Genomic DNA, 23,913 nt, shown 5'->3' on the forward strand with positions numbered 1-23,913 from the left:
GGCGTGCGATCAGTCCGCATGCCGCTCGAAGTGCAGCCGGTCGTGCCAGACGCCGCCCAGCTCGAAGCTGCGCGTCGAGCGGCCGAATTGCGTGAAGCCATTGCGCAGCAGCACGCGCACGGAGCCCTCGTTGTCGACACGCGCATTGGCCTCCACGCGGCGCAGGCCCAGTTCCCCGAAAGCCTTGGCGAGCACCAACCGCACCGCCGCGCTGGCATGGCCGCGCCCGCCGGCCGACTCGGCGATGCGGTAGCCCAGGTCGGCCATCTGGAACTGGCCGCGCCGCACGCCCGCCAGGTTCACGCGGCCCACCAGCACGCCAGCGGCATCGCGCATGAGGAACTGGTAGCCCTTGTCCTCGGCCGAGTCGCGACGGGCCTGCTCGATGGCGGCCTGCACACCCTGCAGCGAGTAGTAGCCGGGCGGGCGGGCATTGATGCGGGCCTCGAAGAACGCGCGGTTGTCGGTCTCGAAGCGCAGCAGTTCATCGGCGACGTCGGGCGTGGGCGGGATCAACTGGACCGTGAGCATGGCCGCATCATCGCCCGGCCGCGGCCACCAGTGCCTCGGCCTCTGCCGGCGCGACCGGCCCATTGCCCGGCAGCTCCACGACGATCAGATAACCCGCCAGGTCGCTGCGTGTGCCGGCCGCCGCGTAGGTCTGCGCCAGCGTGAGCTGGCGGCTGGCCAGCAACCGGCCGGTGGCCGGGTCCCAGTCCTCGCTGGAGACCATGCAGCCCTGCTGCGGCGTGCCGGGGAAGTAGCTGGCGCCGGCGTAGTAGGCCGGGTTGATCGTCGTGCCATGAACCAGCAACTCGTCGCGGCCCGCGCGGCCGGCCAGCCAGGCCTCGCGGAACGGCGCCCAGCCGCGCCAGCCGGGCGGCAGCAGGCTGTCGTAAATGGCATCGTTCCATTCGGCGCCCGCGTCGTCGGCATGCGCGAACTCGGCCGGCGTCGCCTCGATGGGCAGCTTGCTGTGCAGGTAGGGCGTGGGGCCGATGTTGGGGTTGGTGGCCGTGCCGGCGCCGACGATGGTGAACAGGCCTTGCGGCGTGTTGCCGTTGGTGAGGGTGCCTGGCAGGCCGCTGCGCGCCAGCGCGAGCTGCGGCTGCGCGAACAGCCGGCCCGACGCGTCGCGCACGAAGCGGCCATCGGCGGCACGCACCAGCACCAGGCCCATCTGCTGGCGGCCCGGCCGCTGCAGGCTGACGATGACCGCAAAGCCGGGCTGCAACGGCGCAGCCAGCAGCTCGGGCAGCGAGGGCGGCGCGGCGGCGGACGGCTGCAGCCGCTGCATCAACGCCGCCAGCCGCGCATCGTCGGCCCAGGCCGGGAACTGCTGCGGCACGCGCACGCGCAGCCGCTCGGCGGCACCGGTGTCGGCCTGCAGCAGCGTGTAGGCGGCGATGGCGAAGGGCTTGCTGGCGGTGAGCTGCGGCAGCAGCGGCTCGATCAGCGATGCGGATTCGGGCGCGTACAGCGTGTGCGCGGCGGTCAGCAGCGCACGCTGATAGTCGTCATCGCGCTCGGCCAACGCCGGCAACGCGGCCAGCAGCAGCGGCCTCGCGGCGTCGATGTCGGCGTTGTACTGCGCCACCGCGTCGAACAGCGCCGGCAGCGCCGCGTCGCGCTCGGGGCCGGGCGGCAGCGCGAGGCGCGCGCGGATGCCGGCGACAGCCTGCTCGCGCTGCGCGCGCTCGCCGGCCGTCGACATGGCCGGCCACGCCAGGTCCGTGGGCTGCAACGCCAGCAGCTCGGCGGCGGTGTATCGTTTCTCGGCCGGCTTCTCGGCGGGCTTCTGCGGGGCCAGCGGCGCGCAGGCGGCCAGCGTCAGCGTCAGTGCGGCGAGCGGCAAGGAAAAGCGGCGAGAGGTCATGTCGCAAAAATCTTTGGCACCTGTCGAAATACGGGCGCCGGGTTCGTCATAGTGTCAGCCATCGCGCCAGACTCTTCGACCTGTTGCCACCCGAAAGGACCCCGATGAAACGCCTGACCCTGACTGCCGCCCTGCTCACCGCTGGCCTGGCCCATGCCGCGCCGGTGACCTACGACATCGAGCCCACGCACACCTATCCCAGCTTCGAGGCGGACCACATGGGCCTGTCGGTCTGGCGCGGCAAGCTGAACAAGAGCGCCGGCACCGTCGTCTACGACAAGGCCACCGGCGGCGGCAGCGTCGACGTGACGATGGACCTCGCCAGCATCGACTTCGGCCTGGACGCGATGAACGCCTGGGCGCGCGGCGACAAGTTCTTCAACGTGGCCCAAAACCCCAACGCCACGTTCAAGGGCCGCTTCGAAGGCGCCACGGGCGGCGTACCGACCAAGCTGGTTGGCGAGCTGACGCTGAACGGCCGCACCAAGCCCGTGACGCTGGTCATCCACCAGCTCAAGTGCGTGCCCCACCCGATGCTCAAGCGCGAGCTGTGCGGCGCGGATGCGTCCGGCAGCTTCAACCGCGACGACTTCGGCCTCTCAGCCGGCAAGGACTGGGGCTTCAAGATGGACGTCGCGCTGCGCATCCAGGTCGAGGCCATCGCGAAAGAGTGAACCCCTCGCCCAACAGGACGGCGAAGCTCGCGGCATCGAGCCGCGAGCACCTCGCCAGACGGGCCGGCTTGGGAGCGGCCCAGCGCTCGGCCCGCATGAAGTAAAAACCGGCCCCAAGGGGCCGGTTCTTGTTGCACGCGCAGGGTGGGTTACTTCACGCCCATCTCATCCAGCAGCCGCGTCGTCTTGTCGACGGTGCTCATCTGCCACAGCATGTAGCGGGCATCCAGGCAGATGCTGCGGACCATCTTGGGGTCGAAGCTCCAGTCGGCGATGACGGCGTCCAGCGTGCCGTCGAACAGCAGCCCGACGAGCTCGCCGTTCTTGTTCAGCACCGGGGAGCCGGAGTTGCCGCCCGTCGTGTCCAGCGTGGACAGGAAGTTCACGGGCACCGAGTCCAGCGACTTGACGTAGTACTTGCCGAAGTTGCGCGCCTTGATGGCGGCGAGCTGTTCGGCCGGGGCGTTGAACTCGCCCTTGGCTTCGTCCGGGCCCTTGTGCTTGGCGACGATGCCGCGCAGCGTCGTGAAGGCCGACCAGCTGTCGCCGTCGTTGCCGGGGTTGCGGCCCTCGACCTTGCCGAAGCTGATGCGCAGCGTGCTGTTGGCGTCCGGGTAGACGGCCTCGCCACGGCTGGCGTGGTAGTCGATCATGGCCTGCTGCACACCGGCGTAGGCCTTCTGCACCTTGCCGGCGAGCTCCTTGTCGCGGTTCTCCAGGCGGCGGTCGTCGTCGTACAGCGCCACGGCCGCCTTGATGAACGCATCGTCGCTGGCCTTGAAGGCCGCCACGTCCTTGTCCAGCCAGGTCATGCGGAACGCCGTGTCGGCCAGCTTGCTGCCGGCGTAGACCTTGTCGAGCTGCGCACGGATGCTGGCTTCGTCCTGGCCGGCCTTCAGGCCGAACAGGTCGACCCAGGCCGGGTTCAGCGTGCTGGCCGGCTGCGCCAGGTACTGCGCCATGAAGTGGGCGACCAGGCGCTTGTCGGTCTGCTCGTCGTAGCGGCGGTCCAGCGACTGCTGGCCGGCGCGCAGGCGCGGCAGGTCGCGCTCCTGGTAGCCGGACTTGCGCTCGGCGTCGGGCTTGGCACGCTCCTGCGCGGCCTGGTAGAGCTGGCGCGCCGCGTTCAGCAGCGACGGCGTGATGGCGGTGCCCAGGTACTCGGCACGCGCGATGGCCTGGCGCTCGGCGATCAGGCTTTCCGTGGCGGCCAGGTCGGCGCCATAGCGCTGCTTGCGCTCAGGCGAGGCGTTGACCCAGGCCTTGAGCTTGTCGAAGTCGGCCTGCTTGCGGGCCAGGATGTCGCTGCCGTCATAGCTGGCCTGCTGGCCGCTCAGGTTCTTGAAGTAGTTCTGCAGGCCCTGCATGCGCGCAGCCATCTTGATCTCGCCCTCGCGGCGGCCAGCCGTCTCGGCCTTGATGATGTCGATGGACTCACCCATCACACGCACCTGCGCCGGCTGCTGCCAGCCGAACGCGAAGTCCACCTCGGTGGGCAGGCGGTGGCGGTTGGTGCGGCCCGGGTAGCCGGCCACCATGACGAAGTCATGCTCGTTCAGCGGGCTGCTGGCCATCTTCAGATGGTGCTTGGGCTGGTAGGGCTTGTTGTCCTTGCTGAAGTCGGCCGGCTTGCCGTCCGCGCCCACGTAGGCGCGGTAGAAGCTGTAGTCGCCGGTGTGGCGCGGCCACATCCAGTTGTCGGCGTCGCCGCCGAACAGGCCCACGCCGGTGGCGGGCGCGTGCACCAGACGCACGTCGCGGATTTCCATCTGCTTGATGAGCTGGTACTGCAGGCCGCCGAAGAACGGGTAGACGTTGCAGCGGTGGCCCTTGTCGGCCTCGCAGGCGGCCACCAGGCTCTTCTCGGTGGCTTCGATCGCGTCGGTGCGGGCCTTGCCGGTCAGCGCGCGGGTCTTGTCGTTCAGCACCTCGGCGCTGACATCCTTCATGTCGACGGTGACGAGGATGCGGCTGCCGGGGGCGGCCGGCAGCTCGTCGGCCAGCGTGGCGGCGTAGAAGCCGTTCTTCAGCAGGTCACGGTCGGGCCTGGAGTTGTACTGGATGCTGCCGTAGGCGCAGTGGTGGTTGGTGACCACCAGGCCCTGCGGCGACACGAAGCTGGCCGTGCAACCGCCCAGCGACACGACGGCGCCCATCGGGAAGTCGGTCAGCTCACGGAGCTTGGCAGGGTCGAGCGCGAGGCCGCCAGCCTTCAGGTCCTTGGCGATCAGCGGCAATTGCTTGGGCATCCACATGCCCTCGTTGGCATGGGCTGCGGTGGCGGCGGCCAGCGCGACGGCCAGCAGCGAGAAGGAAGCGGATTTCATGGGAGCGATTCGGTATTTGAAACACGAAACCGCGAGCGTAACCCGCCGGGAGCCGCCGGGCCGGGTGTGGAAAGGCAGGGGGCCGCCCCGGGAAAGCCCCGAGGGCCGCCGCATCGAAAAGAAGTGTGAAGCCGCCGGTGCAGCGCCCGGATGCCGCCGCCGTCAGTGCACCAGGCCGATCCACTCGCCGGCGGACTGGTACGCCTGGAACAGATCCAGCGCCAGATCGCGCAGCCCGGGATGGCTGCTGCCGTGGCCCTCGGCCAGGCACTCGTAGGCATAGCGCCGGTCGTAGAGCATGCGCGTGGGGTTCAGCGGCAGGCCGGCGTCGGCCATCAGCTGGCCGAAGCGCAGCAGGTCGCGCGAGTTGACCGGGCCGCTGGCCGCGCCAGCGACGGTCAGGCCCAGCGCACGGATGTCGCCCAGGTGCACGCCGGCCGCGATCCTCAGCCCCGTGTCGCGCTGCAGCGCGTGGCCGGGGTCGCCGAGGCCGCGGGGCTCGTCGACGGGGACGGGGATCAGGTGCAGCGGGATCAGCATGGCGGGCCTCGGAACAGACTGGGCGTGTGGACCGCATGGTGCCCGCCACCTCGGCACCGCGATGCCCGGATAAAGCCCGAAAAGCCCTGCCTAAACGCCGCTGATGAACTTCAAGTTCAGCAGAACTGCAAATCGACGTCGCCGTGCGCGTACAGCACCACGCCCGTGTCCGTCTGCGTCAGGCGATGGCCGGTGCCGGCCGGCGCGAGCTGGTAGTCGCCGGCCTGCAGCAGCACGTCGTCCAGGAACAGCTCGCCCTGCACCATCAGGCATTCCTCGTCATGGCCATGGCTGTGGTGGGGCACGCTGGCACCGGCGTCGGCGCGGTACAGCAGCGCGGCCTGGCCTTGGCCGGCCCACAGCACGCGGCGGCGGATGCCGGGCGCGAACTCGGGCCAGCCGGCCTCGGCGTCACGCACCAGCGTCCGCTCGACAGCCTGTCCTTCTGCCTCGCGGACGAAGACGTGGGCCCCGTCGCGGCTCGTCAGCACGGCCGCCGTGCCAGCCGGCAGCAGCAGGAAGTCACGCAAGCCGAGCAGGTCGGCGTTGACATCGGCCGCACCGCGCATGACCAGGAACTCCCGCGCACCGCCTGCCGGCAACGGCAGCCGGGCGCCGGCCTGCAGCTCGATGACGCAGGCCGCACGCGGCTCGCCAGGGCGCAACGCGCGGCCGGCCGGCGCGCGGTAGAGCCAGCGCTGCAGCACGCCGTCGGCCACGGGCTCCGCGAAGGTGGTGCGGCGGCGCATGGTGACCATGCCGTGTTCGGCGTTCAATGAGCGGCTCAGGCGCGCGCCCAATCGCTCGCCGAGCTGGTGCGGCGCGGCCGAGGCTTCCCAGGCACGCGCAAAGGGCTCGCTGAGCAGCGGCGAAAGGTCGTCGTCGGCAGACTCGGGGATATGGGGCATCGTCGTCATCGTGGCGCCTCTCACGCCGAAAGCATCCGGGCACCGCTGCCGCCCAAGGCCTCACGCAGCGTGATCAGCGCGCGGCGAATCTGCGATTTGACCGTACCCAGCGGCAGGCTGGTCTGGCTGGCGATTTCTTCATGGGACAGACCGCTGAAGAAAGCCAGCGCAACCAGTTGGCGCGGCTGCGGCTTCAGCAGCAGCAGCGCGCGGTGCAACTCCGCATGGCCCTGGGCGACGGCCAGCAGGTCGTCACCCGAGTCGGCGGACTGCGCCGACTGGTAGATGGAGCCGGGCGCGGTGTCCTCGTCCAGCACTTCATGCTGGAAGCGCGTCTCGCGGCGGATGGCGTCGATGGCACGCGAGCGGGCCATGCCCAGCAGCCATGTCAGCGGCCGGCCGCGCGCGGGGTCGAAGCGCGGCGCCTGGCGCCAGACCTGGAAATACACCTCCTCCGCCACCTCCTCGGCCAGCGCCGCGCGCCGCACCAGGCGCAACACCAGGCCGTACACGCGCGACAGCGTCGCGTCGTACATCGCCATCAGCGCGCGCTGGTCGTGGTTGACGATGCCGGCGATCCAGGCTTCGAGCTGGGCGTCGTCCAGCGGCTTGCAGCCGGGCCGCACGCTCTCCTCGACGAAGACGGGGTCGACCTCCTGGCCTTGCGCGTCGGGCAGTTCGACTTCGGTGTCGAACAGCAGCGCAGCGTCCGCGGCCTCGTCGGGAGCTTGCGTCTCATGCGGCAGTGTCATGGGGTCTCCTCGGGGCTCTCGGGCGCCAGATGATCGGGCGCGGACGGGTTGGCGCGAGTGCAGGGCAATGCACGCTCCCGACAGCTGCCGCGTCCGATGCTCATGGCGTCAACCCCTGCAAAAACTGTGCTGCATGTCCTGGATGCATGGTTCGAGCAACGGCGTCCTTGTTCACTGCGCATGCGAGATCATGGATGCTCTACGCGGCGCGTTTGTTTCCGGATGCATACGCATTTACCGCAAGCGGGCGCATCGCCTGCCCCATCACCGTAAAAAAGGTCAAAGGGCACACCTGCCGCTACCGCCGCGTTCGCGGGAGGGACCTTAGCATCTGCCCCGATCCCCAGGGCGTATTCCCTTCACATGTCCCAGAACGCGTACTTCGACCTTGTCAGCCATTGGCGGCTGGATGCTGCCGTGCCTCGGGTCTGGCAGGCGATCATCCAGACCGAGCACTGGCCGCGCTGGTGGCCGGGTGTCGAGGGCGTGCGCCGCCTGAGCGACGGCGACGCCCAGGGCGTGGGCCGCCAGCAGCAGATCAGCTTCCGCACGGGGCTGGGATATCGGCTGCAACTGGTGCTGGAAGTGACCGAGGTGCTGCGCGAGGAGCGCCTGCGCGCCCGCGCGGCCGGCACGCTGGCCGGGGAAGGCATCTGGCTGCTGCACCAGGCGCTGCCCGAGGCGGGCGGGCACACGGACGTCACCTTCGTCTGGCGCGTGACGCTGCCGCCGGGCATCCTGCGCTGGACGGCGCCGCTGCTGGCGCCGCTGTTCCGCTGGAACCACAAGCGGGTGATGCGCGCCGGGCGGCTGGGGTTGGTCCGCTACCTGGGGCTGGCGGCTTGAGCCGGCCGGCGCGCTCACGCTCTCAGGCCTTCGGCAACGTCACCCCGACCTGCCCCTGGTACTTGCCGCCGCGGTCCTTGTAGCTGACCTCGCAGACCTCGTCGCTCTCGAAGAACAGCACCTGCGCGCAGCCCTCGCCCGCATAGATCTTGGCCGGCAGCGGCGTGGTGTTGCTGAACTCCAGCGTCACATAGCCTTCCCATTCGGGCTCGAACGGCGTCACGTTGACGATGATGCCGCAGCGGGCGTAGGTGCTCTTGCCCAGGCAGATGGTCAGCACGTTGCGCGGGATGCGGAAGTACTCCACCGTGCGGGCCAGCGCGAAGCTGTTGGGCGGGATGATGCAGACATCCTTGTGGATGTCCACGAAGCTGTTCTCGTCGAAGTTCTTCGGGTCCACCACCGTGCTGTGGATGTTGGTGAAGACCTTGAACTCGGGCGCGCAGCGGATGTCGTAGCCGTAGCTGCTGGTGCCGTAGCTGATGATCTTGCGGCCGTCCTGCTCGCGCACCTGGCCGGGCTCGAAGGGCTCGATCATGCCGTGCTGCTCGCACATGCGGCGTATCCACTTATCGCTCTTGATGCTCATTGCGCGCTCTGCGTCCTGGTCTGCTTCGGTGCGTATTCTGGCGCCAAGGCGGGGTCGCCTCTCACGCCGCGCCCATGCTCGCCGTCACCCAGGGGCCCGTGAGGCCGTCCAGCTCGCAGTCCCACAGCGCCTGCGCGTCCATCGCCTCGACGACGCCTTCGCCGTAGACCTTCAGCGCCAGGCTGCGCAGCATGATGACCATGCCCCGCACGAACGCCGCGCGGCCGGCCTCGCCCGCCACGCCCAGCAGCACGGAGGCGTCCAGCTTCACGTAGTCCAGCCCGGCCTGGTACAGCCGCTCCACCTGCGCCAATCCGGCGCCCGCATGCTCCAGGCCCAGCTTGACGCCCAGCGGGCGCAACTGCCGCCCCAGCTCCAGCAGCCGCTCGAAGTGCTCGGTCGCCGCCGCCTCGGCCAGGTCCAGCAGCAGCGAGCGCGCGGCGTGCGGCGAGTGGTGGGCCAGGATGTCGCGCAGCGCCGGCAGGAAGCTGCCGTCGGCCAGCGATGCCGGCGCGATGTTGATGCAGCGCGCCCGGCCGTCCGCCGAGATGGCGTTGAGCGCCAGGCCCACGGCGAACAGGTCGACCTGGGCCGTCAGGCGCGAGCGCACGGCCAGCGGCAGCCAGGTCGCGGCGGGCAGGAAGGCCTCGTCCAGCTGCAGCTGCAGCGGGCACTCCAGGTGCAGCAGGCGGCCGGCGCGGTCCCGCACCGGGAACTCGGCGAGGCGGCCGCGGCGCTTGGCGACGGCATCCTGCAACTGCGCCCGCCACAGGCCTTCGCCCTGTTCGCGGCCCACGCCGGGGTCGGCCACCATCTCGACGACGAAACCGCCGCGCGCTTCGCCCAGGTGCTCGGCGCGGGCCAGCGCGGCGTCCGCCTCGCCCAGCCAGACACTGCCGGGCCGGTCGCGCGGCAGCTCGACAGCCCCCAGCGCGACCTGCACGCCCGGCCCGAACGCCGGCAGGCTGGCGCGCAGCGCGTCGGCCAGCGCGTGCGCCGTTTCGGCGGCCACGCCCTCGGCGGGCAACCACAGCGCGAAGTCGCCGCCGTTCAGGCGGCCGACGCGGCAGCCGGGCACGGAGGCCGGGTAGGTCTGCAGCGCGGCCACGAGCGTCAGCAGCACGTCGTCCACGCCGGCGCGACCCAGGCTCGCGTTCAGGCCCGGCAGGTCGCGCAGGCGCACCAGCACCAGGCCGGCGATGACGGGGCCGTCGTCGCGCTGCAGCGCCGCATCCAGCTCGGCGAGGAAATGCTTGCGCGTGGACACGCCGGTCAGCGCGTCGTGGTGCACCTGCTCGCGCAGCACGAGCAACTGCCCGGCCTGCGCCTCGAACATGTCCTTGACCCGCTGCACCATCGCGTTCATCGCGCGCGTCAGCCGCTGCAGCTCGGGCACGCGCGGTTCGGCCACCTGGCCGTAGCTGCCCGACAGCACGCCCTCGGCCTGCGCCACGGCCGCGTCCAGCGGCCGGCGGATGCGCCTGAGGCCTGCCCACGCGGCCAGGGCCGCGACGACGCCGACGACCAGCAGCCAGGCCAGCAGCCGGCGCGATGCGCGCCAGAGCTCGTCATGCACATAGGTGGAATGGCTCTTCAGCTCCACGGCGCCGAGCGCGTTCCAGCCACTGGACAGCTGCGCCACGCCGGGCGGCGCGTCCACGGGCAAGAGGCCACGGAACCACGCCGGCGCCTGGCCGGGCCGGGGCGGCTCGCTGCGTTCGAACAGCGTCTGGCCACCGGGCGCGCGCCAGCGCACGAACTCATAGGCCCCTGTGTCGAACTGGGCCGACACGAGCAGCTTGATGAGTTCCTGGTCGCCCTGCTGCTGCGACAGCGCCAGCGCCAGCGACTGCGCGTTGTCGGCGTTCTTCAGCTCGAGCTGGGTCTGCATCAACTGCCGTGCCGACAGCGTGGACAAGCCGACCGCGCCCACCAGCGCCGCCAGCACCACGCCCAGCACCAGCCAGGCGATCTGCCGCATCAAGGACATGTCTCATCCCTCATTCCAACGTCCTCACAAGAACCCTTCAGCCTTCACCTTGGCCACCAGCTCGCGCCACAGCGACAGGCGCGCCAGCGGGTCGCCCGCCGTGACCGGACCGACGCCCTGCCACAGGCCTTCCGTGTTGAAGCTGAACACCGGCGTCAGGTCCGACCGCTGTGACGCGGGCAGCACCTCGGGCCGCAGGTTGTCCAGGATCAGCGGCTCCGCCCCCGGCTGGGCATAGTAGGCCAGCACCATGTGCGCGAGGGACTGGCCCGACTGCCGCGCGCGCACGTAGACCATGCGCAGTTTGGCCATGGGCACGCCCGAGGCGGCCAGGCTGAAGTACTTGCCGATGGCGTAGTCCTCGCAGTCACCGGCGCGCTTTTCCAGGCTCTCCAGCGGCGTGGCCCAGTAGTCAGGCACGCCCCAGGTGACGATGTCTTCCCTGAACACCAGGCGCTTGTTGAAGAAGTCGTTGACGTCCTTGAGCCGCGCCAGCTCGTCCTGCGTGCTGCTGCGCTCGATCAGCTGCACCAGCGCCTGGGCCTGCTCGGCCACGCGCGGCCCGCGGGCGGCGGCCACTTCCAGCACACGGCCGGCGTCATAGGCGGCCAGCGCCACCCAAGGCAGCGCCAGCAGGGCGAGCCACCCCCAACGACGCAGGCAGGTGACCAACGCGTAACAGGATGGGGAAATCGGCAAGATTGACGGCGGTCTGCAGTTGATTTCACTGTACCTGCCGCCGGCCGCCCTAAGATTTTTGGATGATGCAGAACCCGGCACCTTCCCACGCCACAGGCATTCCCGGCACTCGCAGCGAGCAGATCCGCGCCGACATCGAGCAATCGCGCCGCCGCGGTCCGCTTCAACACATCCTGATACCGCCCTGCCCCGAGCTGCTGGCGCAGCTGCAGCAGGCGATGAGCGCCGCGGAGCCGGACCTCAACCTCGTCGCCCGCATCGCCTCCAGCGACGTGGCCATGGCCGCCACGCTGCTGCGCATCGCCAACGGCCCGCTGTTCCGGCCCGTGGGCCTGCCCTGCACCACCGTCGGCCAGGCGATGAACCGCATCGGCCTGCGCGAGAGCGTGGCCGTCATGACCGGCTTCCTCGTGCAGAACGCCATCCCCGTCAACACGCCGCAGCTCGCACGCTTCTGGGAGCGCAGCGCCAAGCGCGCCATCGCGATGGCCACCATTGCGCAGCAGTTGCCGGGCCTGTCGGCGGACCTGGCCCACGGCTTCGGCCTGTTCCTGCATGTGGGCGTGCCGGTGCTGCTGCAGAGCGTGCGCGGCTACGCGTCGACGATGGTCGAGGCGGGCGCGCGCATCGACCGCCCCTACATCGCCACCGAGAACGCCAACCACAAGACCGACCACGCCGTCGTCGGCGCGCTGGTGGTGCGCGTGTGGAACCTGCCGCCGGCGCTGATGACCGCCATCCGGCTGCACCACGACTTCAACGCGCTGGGCCACGCCGACATCGAACCCGAGATCCACACGCTGGTCGCGGCCGGCCTCATCGCCGAGCACCTGATGCGCCGCCACGAAGGCCTGCCCGAGGACGCCGACTGGGCCGGCCACCATGGCGCGGCGATGGACTGGCTGCACATCGATGGCGAGGAGCTGGCCCTCTGGGAAGAGGCCGTGAACGCGCAGTTCGACGCTGCCTGAAATGCCCCTCGCCCCGTCATGCCCCGCTGAACGCGGGTCGGCCCGGTCGGTCCCCCGAGGGGACGGCGATGCTCGCGGCGTCGAACCGCGAGCACATCGCCAGCGCGGGCCGGCTTGGGAGCGGCCCGGCGCTCGGCCTGCCAACCTCATGCACTGCCGCGAGGGGGCGAACTGACATGCGCGCCACCCGCCCTCGCCTGCTGATCGTCGCCGCCGTGGCCGTCGTCACGCTGGCGTCGCTGGGCTGGTGGATCTTCGGGCCGACCGGCTTCGTCGTGGAGCTGACGCAGCGCAGCTGGCGCATGGAGATCGAGGTCGAGCGGCTGCGGCTGGAGACCGGCACCGACTGGTGCGACGAGCTGCCCGAAGGCGCCAGCGGCGTCGTGCGCCGCACCATCACCGACCCGACCGGCCAGCACGCCGGGCCGGCCGAACACTGCAAATATTCGGTGCTGGCCTGGCGGCGCAGCTGGATCGCGCGCGAGCAAGGCCTGGCAGGCACGCGCGTGGACTGGCCGCGGCCGCCGCTGCGCGTGGCGCCGCCGGGCGAGCCCGGCAGCGAGCGACTGGGCCGCCGCGAGGCCTACTACGAGCTGACGCTGCGCGACGGCGACGGTCATGAATGGACCTGCCGCACCGACCTGGACCGCTGGAACCGCCTCAAGGTCGGGCAGCGATTCCGCCTGCCGGTGGACCGCTGGAGCACGGCCAACTGCGGCCTGCTCGGCTGAGCGGCCGTCAGCCTGCCTTCGACGCCTGCCAGCGCTTCAGGATGTCGGCCTCCTGTGCCGGCGTGAAGGCCAGCTTCGTGCGGCCCTTCTCTTCCTTGAGCTGGCCCTGGTACCAGGCCAGCGTGTCGGCCACCGTCTGCTCGACCGGCCGAAAACGCAGGCCGGCCTGCACTGCGCGCCGGTTCTGCCAGGTGTGGAAACCCTTTGTCTCGCCGACGTAGGGCGCCCAGATCGGGAAGTCGATGCCGTCCTGCCGGGCGACGAACTCGCCGGGGATCCACGTCGCCGTGCTCGGCGTGGGCGTGGCCTTGCGGCAGGCGGCGACGACGCGGCCCCAGGCCATGGGCTGGTCGGGGCCCAGCGCGTTGAACCGGCCGGTGGTGCGGCGCTCCACCAGCAGCACCAGCCACTCGGCCAGGTCGCGCACGTCGATGAGCTGCAGCGGGTCGGTCGGCGCGCCGGGCACGGCCACCTCGCCGCCCTGGTCGAAGCGCGCGGGCCAGTAGGTGAAGCGGCCTGTCGGGTCGTCGGGGCCGACGATGAAGCCCGGGCGCACGACGGCCGTGCGGCCCGGCAGCGCGGCCTGCGCCGCGGCCTCGCAGGCGGCCTTGAGCCCGCCGTAGTGCTCGAAGTTCTTGCCCATCTCCTCGACCATCGGATCGGCCAGCATGGCCAGCGGCGTGTCCTCGTCGCCGCCGATGGGACTGGGCTCCTTGTAGGCACTGATGCTGGAGATGTAGACGTACTGCTTCACGCGCGGCGCCAGCAGTTGCGCGGACGCGCCGACCATGCGCGGGTAGAAGCCCGAGTCGTCGATGACGGCGTCCCACTCGCCGGTCTCCAGCGATTTCAGCCCCTCGCCCTTCAGCGGATCGCGGTCGCCCTGGCGCTTGTCGATGTGGGGAAACAGGCCGGGGCGTGTCTTGCCGCGGTTGAACAGCGTCAGCGTGTGCCCGCGCTTCTCGGCCGCCGCCACGATGGCCGGGCCGAGGAAGCCCGTGCCGCCGAGGATGAGGATGCGCTGGGGCTGGGCCGCGACGGCCGCCGTGGACAGCAGGCCGCCGCTGCCCAGCGCCGCGCTCATCTGCAGGACTTGTCGACGCGAGAGATGGATCTTCATGCGGAGTCTCCTTCGGTCTGGACGCAGCGGCACGGCGTGCACACCGGATCGCAGTTCACGAAGCGACCTCGCCGGGCGGCCGGCACTGCCAACCGCCTTGTCGTCTGCGCCACGCTCATGTCCGCCGCGTCAAAGCGGCGATTAAGCGACCAGCCGACGGCGCTGCGGTAAGTCACGGCGGGTAATCCCGACGTGCAGCGGCCAGACCCGACGCATGACCAACGCCTTCAGCGCCCGCAGGCGACCCGGGCCGTCAACCGAGCTTGAACACCGCCACGACCTCGGCCAGCCGCTGCGCCTGCTCGCTGAGCGAGGACGACGCCGCGGTCGATTCCTCCACCAGCGCGGCGTTCTGCTGCGTCATCTGGTCCAGGTTGGCGACCGCCTGGTTGACCTGGGCGATGCCATCGCGCTGCTCGACCGCGGCGGCGGCGATCTCGCCCATCAGGTCGGTGACGCGGCCCACGCTGGAGACAATCTCCTGCATCGCCTCGCCCGCCTGGGCCACGTCGGCGGCGCCGGCCTCGACGGTCTCGACCGACCGGCTGATCAGCGTCTTGATCTCCTTGGCCGCCTCGGCGCTGCGCTGCGCCAGCGTGCGCACTTCACCGGCCACGACGGCGAACCCGCGGCCCTGCTCGCCGGCGCGGGCGGCTTCCACCGCGGCGTTCAGCGCCAGGATGTTGGTCTGGAACGCGATGCCATCGATGGTGCTGATGATGTCGGCGATCTTGCGCGACGAGTCGCTGATCTGGTCCATGCGCTGCACCACCGCGCCGACGACCTGGCCGCCACGTGCCGCCGCGTCGGCCGCCGTGCTGGCGAGCTGGTTGGCCTGGCGTGCGGTGTCGGCCGACTGGCCCACCGCACCGGTCAGTTCCTCCATGCTGGACGCGGTCTCTTCCAGGTTGGACGCCGTCTGCTCGGTGCGGGCCGAAAGATCATGGTTGCCGGTCGCGATCTGCGATGCGGCGCTGGACACCGAGTCCACGCCGTCGCGCACCTGGCCGACCACGCGCTTCAACTGGTCGACCATGCGCAGCAGCGCACTCTGCAACTGGGCCAGCTCGTCGGTGCCGACGACGCGCAGGCTTTGCATGAGGTCGCCATCGGCGACGGCCTCGGCCAGTTGCACGGATGCGGCCAGCGGCCGCGTGATCTGCCGCGTGATGCCCAACGCCAGCACCGCCCCCAGCAGCACAGCCGCCACCGTCATGCCGACGATCAGGTTCCGGCTGTTGGCGTAGATCCGGTCGCCGAGCGCATTGGCGGCATCGGAACTCTTGCTGTTCTGGTCGACCAGCGCATCGACGTCCTTGATCGATGCGTTGAACTTGGCCAGGCCCTCACCGATCAGCAGCGACTTCATCTTCGCCTCGTCGTCGGCCTGTGCCGCCGCCTTGAAGGCACGGCTGTTTTCCAGGTAGGCGGCCCAGCTCTGCTTGAACTGCTTCAGCAGCGCCGTCTCCTCGGGCGAGGCTGGCAGCTTCTCGTACACCGCCAGATGCTGCTCCAGCGACTGCAGGTACGTCTGCGACAACTCGACCGCCGCAGGCCGCTCGGCCAGTTCGGACAGCGCAATGCGGTACTCGCTGGTGCGGTAGCGCATGGCCTGCTTCGCCACCTCCTGCAGCTCGCGCACCGAAGGCAGGTAGTTGTCGCCCATGTCGCTGGCCGTGTCGTTGACAGCGCCGAGTTGCACGATGGCCACCACGCCCAGCAGGGCCGTGATCAGCAGCACGACCAGGAACGCCAGGCCAAGCTTGGCGCCGACGGAGATGCGGGTGAGGAATTGCATGGGACTTGGTACGGGAAGGGGGTGAGCCGACATGCCAGCGTGCATGTTCGTTCCCGCCATTCTTGTACGCGTACGGTATGAACGGTCATCCACACGGGAGGGAGCTCGTGCGTAATTAACGTGGGAGACTGGAAGAAACAAAAGTACACCGACGACAGCGTGCCACCACGGGCGCCAGACGACAGGGAGGAACCGATGAAGTCCAGGACGGTCGCTGCCGCACGAGCAGCTCGCCCCCGGGTGCGCCGAGGCCCGGCGGCGATGGCACAGCTGAAACTGGAGCTGCTGGAACGGGCACGCTGCATTTACGCCAGCGACGGGCCTGCTGCGCTGTCCATGCGGCGCCTGGCCCAGGATGCGGGCCTGTCGACGATGGCGCTCTACAGCTACTTCCCCAGCAAGCAGGCGCTGCTGGAAGGGCTGTGGCTGGAACTCTTCGAGGCGCTGTTGGCCGACCTGCTGGCCGCATCGGCCGGGCGGCGCGCGCCGCTGAAGGTCATGGAGGCGCACCTGCGCGGCTTCCTCGCCTTCTGGGAGGCCCGCCCCGACCAGTTCCGCATGATCTACATGTCCACGCCCAAGGGCATCGGCGACGAGGCGGTGCCGATGCAGGACCAGCCGGTCTACCACCAGTTGATCCAATTGGAGCGGGAGCGCGTGGCTGCGTGCGCGGGCGCCGCGGCCGAGCCCGGCGAAGCGCAGCTCACCTTGGCCGCGGCCCTGGCGCTGACCAAGCTTGTGGGCTATCTGCTGCTGGTGCTGGGCATGCCACGCTACCCGCTGCCGGAGCTTGAGCGGCTGCGTGAGCGCGTCGTGGCCGATGCACTTCAGGGCATCGAGAAGAGCTTTGCCTAGGGCTGCGGCCTGGCCGCACCCAACATCTCTTGCCACAGTGGGGCATAGGCCGGGTTGCCAATGCCTTCACCATGGGGTGTGCGACGGATGACCGGCAGGTCCAGCGCGTGCACCTGGGACTTGGGAATGCCCAGCGTCGCGTAGATCCGCGCCATCACATCAGCCTGTGGCTCCAGCACATGATAGGTCGCGTGCCAACGCTCGGCCGGCGTCACGCTCGGTTGGCGGTACCAGCGCGCCACGTCGCCTCGGGCATCCTTGTCCCAGCCGCCGGAGAACATCATCACGCCAGCCACGGCGCGCGTCTTGGCGAGATACGCCGCCATGCCGCCCCCCTGCGACTGGCCGGCCAGCACGATGCGGCTCCAGCGCGGCTCGTCGCCGTCCAGGTAGGCGGCCCACTGGCCTGCCGGGTCCTGCTCGGCAAGCTGGTGCAGCAGCCGCGTCAGCCGCGGCACGATGGCGTCCTCGGGACGGTCGGCGATGGGTGCCGATGGCTCGTCTCCCCACACGCGCTGCTGGCGAAAGGCCGCTGCGCATGTCGGCTGCGCCTGAAGCCGCCGGCCCACGCACAACTGGGACACGGCCACGTCGTCTAGATAGGACAGGCCGACGAGCCTGTAGCCGCTGGCGCGCACGGTCTGGAACAACGCCTTCGGACCGCTGGCCGGTTGGCCATGGGTGCCAGGCAACCAGACGAACAACGGCTCAGCCACGGCCGGGTCATAGACCACCCAATGCGGCGGTTCGTCGGCCGCCGGTCGGGCATCGGTGGCCTGCGGCGCCACCGACAGCGCGCGCTCCTCGGCGTGCGCCGAAAGCGCCAGCAGTAGCGCCGTGCCCAGCAGGCGACGCATGACCCGGCTTACTTGCGCCGCACCGGTGGCACATCCGTGCAGGAGCCGTGCGCCACTTCCGCGGCCATGCCCAGGCTCTCGCCCAGCGTGGGATGCGGGTGGATGGTCTTGCCAATGTCCACGGCATCCGCGCCCATCTCGATGGCCAGCGCGATCTCGCCGATCATGTCGCCGGCATGCGTGCCGACGATGCCGCCGCCGATGATGCGGTGGCTTTCCTCGTCGAACAGCAGCTTGGTGAAGCCTTCGTCGCGGCCGTTGGCAATCGCACGGCCTGAAGCCGTCCACGGGAACAGGCCCTTGGTGACCTTGATGCCCTTGGCCTTCGCTTCGTCCTCGGTGATGCCCACCCACGCGACCTCGGGATCGGTGTAGGCCACGCTCGGGATCACGCGGGCGCCGAACTGGCTCTTCTTGAGCTTGTCGTCGCCCAGCAGTTCGCCGGCGATGACTTCCGCCGCCACGTGGCCTTCGTGCACCGCCTTGTGGGCCAGCATGGGCTGGCCGACGATGTCGCCGATGGCGAACACGCTGGGCACGTTGGTGCGCATCTGCACGTCGACCGGGATGAAGCCGCGGTCGCCGACGATGACGCCAGCGTTCTCGGCGCCGATCTTCTTGCCGTTGGGCGTGCGGCCCACGGCTTGCAGCACGAGGTCGTAGCGCTGGGGCTCCTTGGGGGCGCCCTCGCCTTCGAACGTGACCCAGATGCCGTCAGGCTTCGCTTCGGCGCCCACCGTCTTCGTGTTCAACAGGATGTTGTCGAAGCGGTGCGCGTTGAACTTCTGCCAGACCTTGACGAGGTCGCGGTCGGCGCCCGTCATCAGCGTGGGCAGCATCTCGACGACATCGAGCCGCGCGCCCAGCGTGGAGTACACCGTGCCCATCTCGAGGCCGATGATGCCGCCGCCGACGATGAGCATCTTCTGCGGCTTGACGTCCATCTCCAGCGCGCCGGTCGAGTCGACGATGCGCGGGTCGTTCGGCAGGAAGGGCAGGCGCACGGCCTGCGAGCCGGCCGCGATGACGACACGCTTGAAGGCGACCGTCTGCGCCGCGCCGGTCTTGGCCTGGCCCACGGCACCCTCGGTCGCCTCGACCTTCAGGTGCTGGGCGTCCAGCAGCGTGCCAACACCGCGCAGCACCGTCACCTTGCGCATCTTGGCCATGGCGGCCAGGCCGCCGGTCAGCTTGCCGGTGACCTTGTTCTTGTGGGCGCGCAGCTTGGCGATGTCGACCTCGGGCTCGCCGAAGGCCACACCCAGGTCGGCCATGTGGCTGACGTCGTCCATGACGGCCGCCACGTGCAGCAGCGCCTTGGACGGGATGCAGCCCACATTCAGGCACACGCCGCCGAGCGTCGCATAACGCTCCACCAGCGCGACCTTCAGGCCGAGGTCGGCCGCGCGGAAGGCGGCCGAGTAGCCGCCGGGGCCGCCGCCGAGCACGACGAGGTCGAAGGCCTGGTCGGCGTTGCCGGAGTACGTTGCCGCAGCCGGTGCCGGTGCAGCAGCTGCGGGAGCGGGTGCAGGCGCTGCGTTAGCAGGTGCCGCTGCTGCCGGCGCGGGAGCAGCCGCGTCCGCGGACTCCAGCGTCAGCACGACCGAGCCCTTGGCGACCTTGTCGCCGATCTTGACGCGCAGTTCCTTCACCACGCCGGCGGCGCTGGAAGGAATCTCCATCGACGCCTTGTCGCTCTCGACGGTGATCAGGCTCTGCTCGACCTTGACGGTATCGCCGGCCTTGACCAGCACCTCGATGACGCCGACTTCGTCGAAGTCGCCGATGTCCGGAACTTGAACTTCAATGATGCTCATGTCGGTCTCCGCTCAGAGGGCGATGCGGCGGAAGTCCGCCAGCAGCGACGCGAAGTAGACATTGAAGCGGGCCGCAGCAGCGCCGTCGATGACGCGGTGGTCCCAGCTCAGCGACAGCGGCAGGATCAGGCGCGGCTGGAAGGCCTTGCCGTCCCACACGGGCTCGATGGAGCTCTTGCAGACGCCCATGATGGCCACTTCCGGCGCGTTGATGATGGGCGTGAAGTACTTGCCGCCGATGCCGCCGAGCGACGAGATCGAGAAGCAGCCGCCGCTCATGTCGGCCGGGCCCAGCTTGCCGTCGCGCGCCTTCTTGGCCAACTCCGACATCTCGGCGCTGATCTGGAAGATGCCCTTCTTGTCGGCGTCCTTGATGACGGGCACGACCAGGCCGTTGGGCGTGTCAGCCGCGAAGCCGATGTGGAAGTAGCTCTTCAACACCAGCGTGTCACCATCGAGCGAGCTGTTGAACTCGGGGAACTTCTTCAGCGCCGCGACGGCCGCCTTGATCATGAAGGCGAGCATCGTGACCTTGATGCCGGCCTTCTCGTTCTCCTTGTTGAGCTGGACGCGGAAGGCTTCCAGCTCGGTGATGTCCGCGTCGTCATGGTTGGTGACGTGCGGGATGACCACCCAGTTGCGGTGCAGGTTGGCGCCCGAAATCTTCTTGATGCGGGACAGCTCCCTGCGCTCGACCGGGCCGAACTTCTCGAAGTCGACCTTGGGCCAGGCCAGCACGGACAGACCGCCACCACCGCCGCCCGCAGCGGCTGCGGGCGTGACGGCCTTCTGGGCGGCCGTCTGCACCGATCCGGACATGACGGCCTTCACGAAGCCCTGCACGTCGGCCTCGGTGATGCGGCCCTTGGCGCCGCTGCCCTTGACCTCGGCCAGCGGCACGCCCAGCTCGCGGGCGAGCTTGCGGATGCTGGGCGAGGCGTGCGGCAGCTGGCCCGTGGGCGCGGTGGGCTGGTGCGCCGGCAGCGCAGCGGCGGGCGCTGGCTTGGCTTCGGCCGGCGCAGGTGCCGGGGCAGCGGCCTGGGCCGGCGCGGCAGCGGGCGCGGCGGCGGCAGGCGCCGGTGAGGCACCGCCGGCCGCCTTCACGCGCGCCAGCGGGGAGCCCTTCTTGACCTTGTCGCCGACCTTGACCAGCAGTTCCTCGACGACGCCGGCCGACGACGACGGGATTTCCATCGAGGCCTTGTCGCTCTCGACGGTGATCAGGCTCTGCTCGACCTTGACGGTGTCGCCGGCCTTGACCAGCACCTCGATGACGGCCACTTCGTCGAAGTCGCCGATGTCCGGCACCTCGATGGTGACCGAGCCGCCCTGCGCTGCAGCGGGCGCAGCAGGCGCGGCAGCGGAGGGTTCGGCCGCGGCAGGTGCCGGAGCTGCGGCAGCCGGTGCCGCGGCAACGGGTGCGGGAGCCGCAGCGCCCTCGCCTTCCACGACGACCAGCACGCTGCCTTGCTTGACCTTGTCGCCCACGGCGACCTTGATCTCCTTGACGACGCCGGCCTGCGACGACGGGATCTCCATCGACGCCTTGTCGCTCTCCACCGTCACCAGGCTCTGCTCGACCTTGACGGTGTCGCCGACCTTGACCAGCACCTCGATGACGCCGACCTCGTCGAAATCACCGATGTCCGGAACTTGAACTTCAACCAATGCCATAACTGTGTCTCCAGCTTGGGGCCACTTGGAGTCTTCGCTCACGACGCAAGCGTCATGAGCTTCGCCCCAAGATCAACCCCGTCGTCCGCTTACGCGTACAGGGGGTTGATCTTGTCAGCGTTGATGCCGTACTTGGCAATGGCCTCGGCCACGCGCTCGTTCGGCACCGCGCCGTCGTCCGCCAGCGACTTCAGTGCGGCGACGACGATGTAGTGACGGTTGATCTCGAAGTGCTCGCGCAGCTTGGAGCGGAAGTCGCTGCGGCCGAAGCCATCGGTGCCCAGCACCTTGTACGTGCGGCCCTTGGGCACGAACGCGCGGATCTGCTCCGCGTAGTTCTTCATGTAGTCCGTGGAGGCGATGACCGGGCCCTTGGTGTGGCCCAGTTGCTGCGTCACGAACGGCACGCAGGCGAGTTCGGTCGGGTGCAGCAGGTTCCAGCGCTCGGCGTTCTGGCCGTCGCGGGCCAGCTCGTTGAAGCTCGGGCAGCTCCACACGTTGGCGCCCACGCCCCAGTCGTCTTCCAGCAGCTTCTTCGCGGCCTGGCTCTCGCGCAGGATGGTGCCGGAGCCCAGCAGGTTGACGGCGACGGGCTGGCTCGCGTCGGCCTCTTCCAGCAGGTACATGCCCTTGAGGATCTGCTCCTCGGTGCCGGCCTTCAGGCCCGGCATCGGGTAGTTCTCGTTCAGCAGCGTGATGTAGTAGAAGACGTTTTCCTGGTCTTCCACCATGCGCTTCAGGCCGCGCTGCATGATGACCGCCACTTCGTGCGCGAAGGTCGGGTCGTAGCTGATGCAGTTGGGAATGGTGCCGGCCAGGATGTGGCTGTGGCCATCCTCGTGCTGCAGGCCTTCGCCGTTGAGCGTGGTGCGCCCCGACGTGCCGCCCAGCAGGAAGCCGCGCGCCTGCATGTCGCCGGCCGCCCAGGCCAGGTCGCCGATGCGCTGGAAGCCGAACATCGAGTAGTAGACGTAGAACGGGATCATCACGCGGTTGTTCGTCGAGTACGACGTCGCCGCGGCGATCCACGAGGCCATGCCGCCCGCTTCGTTGATGCCTTCCTGCAGGATCTGGCCGGCCTTGTCCTCGCGGTAGTACATGACCTGGTCCTTGTCGACCGGCGTGTACAGCTGCCCCTTGGGGTTGTAGATGCCGATCTGGCGGAACAGGCCTTCCATGCCGAAGGTGCGGGCCTCGTCGACGAGGATGGGCACGACGCGCGGGCCGATGTCCTTGTCGCGCAGCAGCTGCGTCAGGAAGCGCACGTAGGCCTGGGTCGTCGAGATCTCGCGGCCTTCGGCGGTCGGGTCCAGCACGGCCTGGAAGGTGGCCAGCTCGGGCACCTTGAATTGCTCGTCGGCCTTGGCGCGGCGGCTGGGCAGGTAACCGCCCAGGGCCTGGCGGCGCTCGTGCAGGTAGCGCATCTCCGGCGTGTCTTCGGCCGGCTTGTAGTACGGCACGCTGGCCAGCTCGCTGTCGGGAATGGGGATGCTGAAGCGGTCGCGGATGTACTTGACGTCTTCGTCGGTCAGCTTCTTGGTCTGGTGGACGGTGTTCTTGCCCTCGCCGGCCTTGCCCATGCCGTAGCCCTTGACGGTCTTGACCAGCAGCACGGTGGGCTGGCCCGTCTTGTTGTTGTGGGCCTTCTCGAAGGCGGCGTAGACCTTCTCGGGTTCATGGCCGCCGCGGCGCAGGTCGAAGATCTCCTCGTCGCTCATGTGGGCGACGAGCTTGGCCGTCTCGGGGTACTTGCCGAAGAAGTTCTTGCGGACGAAGGCACCGTCGTTGGCCTTCATGGCCTGGTAGTCGCCGTCCAGCGTCTCCATCATCAGCTGCTTCAACTTGCCGCTCTTGTCGCGCGCCAGCAGCTCGTCCCAGCCCTTGCCCCAGATCAGCTTGATGACGTTCCAGCCCGCGCCGCGGAACTCGCCTTCCAGCTCCTGGATGATCTTGCCGTTGCCGCGCACCGGGCCGTCCAGGCGCTGCAGGTTGCAGTTGACGACGAACACCAGGTTGTCGAGGTTCTCGCGCACGGCCAGGCCGATGGCGCCCAAGGACTCCGGCTCGTCCATCTCGCCGTCGCCCATGAAGGCCCAGACCTTGCGGTTCTCGGTGTTGGCGATGCCGCGGGCGTGCAGGTACTTCAGGAAGCGCGCCTGGTAGATCGCCATCAGCGGGCCGAGGCCCATGCTGACGGTCGGGAACTGCCAGAAGTTGGGCATCAGCTTCGGATGCGGGTAGCTCGACAGGCCCTTGCCGTCGACTTCCTGGCGGAAGTTGTCGAGCTGTTCTTCGCTGAGGCGGCCTTCCAGGTAGGCGCGGGCGTAGATGCCGGGCGCGCTGTGGCCCTGGATGTACAGGCAGTCGCCGCCGTGGTCTTCGCTGGCCGCGTGCCAGAAGTGGTTGAAGCCGGCGCCGAACATGCTGGCCACCGACGCGAACGAGCCGATGTGGCCGCCCAGGTCGCCGCCGTCGGCGGGATGCAGCCGGTTGGCGCGCACGACCATGGCCATCGCGTTCCAGCGCATGTAGGCGCGCAGGCGCTTCTCGATCTGGATGTTGCCGGGGCAGCGGGCCTCCTGGTCGGCTTCGATCGTGTTGACGTAGCCGGTGGTGGCCGAGAAAGGCAGGTCGATGCTGTGCTGGCGGGCGTGCTCCAGGATCTCCTCGATCAGGAAGTGCGCGCGTTCGGCACCCTCACGGTCGATGACGGCGGACAGTGCGTCCAGCCATTCCTTGGTTTCCTGCGGGTCGACATCGCTCGAAGCGGCGCCGAGAAATTCTTGCGGCTGGGCTGACATGGCCGGTCTCCTGATAAACCGCCTCTGCTGGGCGGAAGGGGTGTTCTAACAGGGTATGGCGCAGCACAGCGCGCGGCGCCACCCCCGC

General features: G+C 69.4%; 20 protein-coding genes. 5 read left to right on the forward strand and 15 right to left on the reverse strand.

The annotated features are described in order from the left end of the window. Nucleotides 1-9: 9 nt before the first annotated feature. Together ACO07H_RS17375 and ACO07H_RS17380 are read right to left on the reverse strand one after the other, a co-directional pair. Nucleotides 10-531, reverse strand: coding sequence for a GNAT family N-acetyltransferase (locus ACO07H_RS17375; RefSeq protein ID WP_422016403.1), 522 nt, complete (start codon nt 529-531; stop codon nt 10-12). 7 nt (nt 532-538) lie between these two features. Beyond that, on the reverse strand, nt 539-1,876 hold the full coding sequence (locus tag ACO07H_RS17380; RefSeq protein ID WP_422016405.1) for a hypothetical protein: 1,338 nt from the start codon (nt 1,874-1,876) through the stop codon (nt 539-541). A 104-nt stretch (nt 1,877-1,980) separates the two neighbouring features. Here ACO07H_RS17380 and ACO07H_RS17385 point away from each other — a divergent pair, with 104 nt between their 5' ends. After that, nucleotides 1,981-2,550 carry a YceI family protein gene (locus tag ACO07H_RS17385; protein WP_422016407.1) on the forward strand — a complete coding sequence of 190 codons (570 nt, stop codon included), beginning with the start codon at nt 1,981-1,983 and terminating at the stop codon, nt 2,548-2,550. A 149-nt stretch (nt 2,551-2,699) separates the two neighbouring features. Here the strand turns inward: ACO07H_RS17385 and ACO07H_RS17390 are convergent, their stop codons facing one another. The 4 genes from ACO07H_RS17390 to ACO07H_RS17405 form a co-directional block, all read right to left on the reverse strand. Further along, nucleotides 2,700-4,877, reverse strand: coding sequence for a S46 family peptidase (locus tag ACO07H_RS17390; protein WP_422016409.1), 2,178 nt, complete (start codon nt 4,875-4,877; stop codon nt 2,700-2,702). A 162-nt stretch (nt 4,878-5,039) separates the two neighbouring features. Continuing rightward, on the reverse strand, nt 5,040-5,417 hold the full coding sequence (locus ACO07H_RS17395) for a hypothetical protein (protein ID WP_422016411.1): 378 nt from the start codon (nt 5,415-5,417) through the stop codon (nt 5,040-5,042). A 116-nt stretch (nt 5,418-5,533) separates the two neighbouring features. Further along, nucleotides 5,534-6,325: a cupin domain-containing protein gene (locus ACO07H_RS17400; RefSeq protein ID WP_422016413.1), complete on the reverse strand. Its 792-nt coding sequence runs from the start codon at nt 6,323-6,325 to the stop codon at nt 5,534-5,536. A gap of 20 nt (nt 6,326-6,345) precedes the next feature. Then, the gene (locus ACO07H_RS17405) at nt 6,346-7,077 is read right to left on the reverse strand and encodes a sigma-70 family RNA polymerase sigma factor (RefSeq protein WP_422016415.1); all 732 of its coding nucleotides are present in this window, start codon (nt 7,075-7,077) and stop codon (nt 6,346-6,348) included. Nucleotides 7,078-7,440: 363 nt separating this feature from the next. Between ACO07H_RS17405 and ACO07H_RS17410 the strand changes: the two genes are divergently transcribed. After that, nucleotides 7,441-7,923, forward strand: a complete 483-nt coding sequence (locus tag ACO07H_RS17410) for an SRPBCC family protein (RefSeq protein ID WP_422016417.1) — start codon at nt 7,441-7,443, stop codon at nt 7,921-7,923. Between the two features lie 22 nt (nt 7,924-7,945). Here ACO07H_RS17410 and dcd read toward each other — a convergent pair whose 3' ends face one another. The 3 genes from dcd to ACO07H_RS17425 form a co-directional block, all read right to left on the reverse strand. Beyond that, nucleotides 7,946-8,512: a dCTP deaminase gene (gene dcd / locus ACO07H_RS17415; RefSeq protein WP_422016419.1), complete on the reverse strand. Its 567-nt coding sequence runs from the start codon at nt 8,510-8,512 to the stop codon at nt 7,946-7,948. A 61-nt stretch (nt 8,513-8,573) separates the two neighbouring features. Then, nucleotides 8,574-10,502, reverse strand: a complete 1,929-nt coding sequence (locus ACO07H_RS17420) for a bifunctional diguanylate cyclase/phosphodiesterase (RefSeq protein ID WP_422016421.1) — start codon at nt 10,500-10,502, stop codon at nt 8,574-8,576. A gap of 24 nt (nt 10,503-10,526) precedes the next feature. After that, nucleotides 10,527-11,174, reverse strand: coding sequence for a transglutaminase-like cysteine peptidase (locus tag ACO07H_RS17425; RefSeq protein WP_422016423.1), 648 nt, complete (start codon nt 11,172-11,174; stop codon nt 10,527-10,529). An 89-nt stretch (nt 11,175-11,263) separates the two neighbouring features. Between ACO07H_RS17425 and ACO07H_RS17430 the strand changes: the two genes are divergently transcribed. Beyond that, entirely contained in the window at nt 11,264-12,172 is a 909-nt protein-coding gene (locus ACO07H_RS17430) for an HDOD domain-containing protein (RefSeq protein WP_422016425.1), read from the forward strand. 176 nt (nt 12,173-12,348) lie between these two features. Continuing rightward, complete coding sequence (locus tag ACO07H_RS17435) at nt 12,349-12,903, forward strand: hypothetical protein (RefSeq protein ID WP_422016427.1); 555 nt, start codon at nt 12,349-12,351, stop codon at nt 12,901-12,903. Nucleotides 12,904-12,910: 7 nt separating this feature from the next. Here the strand turns inward: ACO07H_RS17435 and ACO07H_RS17440 are convergent, their stop codons facing one another. Then, on the reverse strand, nt 12,911-14,023 hold the full coding sequence (locus ACO07H_RS17440) for an NAD-dependent epimerase/dehydratase family protein (protein WP_422016429.1): 1,113 nt from the start codon (nt 14,021-14,023) through the stop codon (nt 12,911-12,913). Between the two features lie 253 nt (nt 14,024-14,276). Next, nucleotides 14,277-15,821: a methyl-accepting chemotaxis protein gene (locus ACO07H_RS17445; RefSeq protein ID WP_422016431.1), complete on the reverse strand. Its 1,545-nt coding sequence runs from the start codon at nt 15,819-15,821 to the stop codon at nt 14,277-14,279. Nucleotides 15,822-16,082: 261 nt separating this feature from the next. Between ACO07H_RS17445 and ACO07H_RS17450 the strand changes: the two genes are divergently transcribed. Then, nucleotides 16,083-16,676: a TetR/AcrR family transcriptional regulator gene (locus ACO07H_RS17450; RefSeq protein ID WP_422016433.1), complete on the forward strand. Its 594-nt coding sequence runs from the start codon at nt 16,083-16,085 to the stop codon at nt 16,674-16,676. Here ACO07H_RS17450 and ACO07H_RS17455 read toward each other — a convergent pair. The 4 genes from ACO07H_RS17455 to aceE form a co-directional block, all read right to left on the reverse strand. Further along, nucleotides 16,673-17,533 (reverse strand): BPSS1187 family protein, encoded by an 861-nt coding sequence (locus ACO07H_RS17455; protein ID WP_422016435.1) that lies wholly within the window; start codon nt 17,531-17,533, stop codon nt 16,673-16,675. The two genes, ACO07H_RS17450 and ACO07H_RS17455, sit on opposite strands and share 4 nt — an antisense overlap. A gap of 8 nt (nt 17,534-17,541) precedes the next feature. Then, the gene (gene lpdA, locus ACO07H_RS17460) at nt 17,542-19,350 is read right to left on the reverse strand and encodes a dihydrolipoyl dehydrogenase (protein ID WP_422016437.1); all 1,809 of its coding nucleotides are present in this window, start codon (nt 19,348-19,350) and stop codon (nt 17,542-17,544) included. A 12-nt stretch (nt 19,351-19,362) separates the two neighbouring features. Further along, nucleotides 19,363-21,024 carry a dihydrolipoyllysine-residue acetyltransferase gene (aceF, locus tag ACO07H_RS17465; protein WP_422016439.1) on the reverse strand — a complete coding sequence of 554 codons (1,662 nt, stop codon included), beginning with the start codon at nt 21,022-21,024 and terminating at the stop codon, nt 19,363-19,365. An 89-nt stretch (nt 21,025-21,113) separates the two neighbouring features. Further along, a complete protein-coding gene (gene aceE, locus ACO07H_RS17470; protein WP_422016441.1) occupies nt 21,114-23,825 on the reverse strand; it encodes a pyruvate dehydrogenase (acetyl-transferring), homodimeric type in 2,712 nt (903 codons plus the stop codon). Nucleotides 23,826-23,913: the final 88 nt, after the last annotated feature.

The organism is Roseateles sp., assembly GCF_965229315.1.
Taxonomy (GTDB): domain Bacteria; phylum Pseudomonadota; class Gammaproteobacteria; order Burkholderiales; family Burkholderiaceae_C; genus Pelomonas.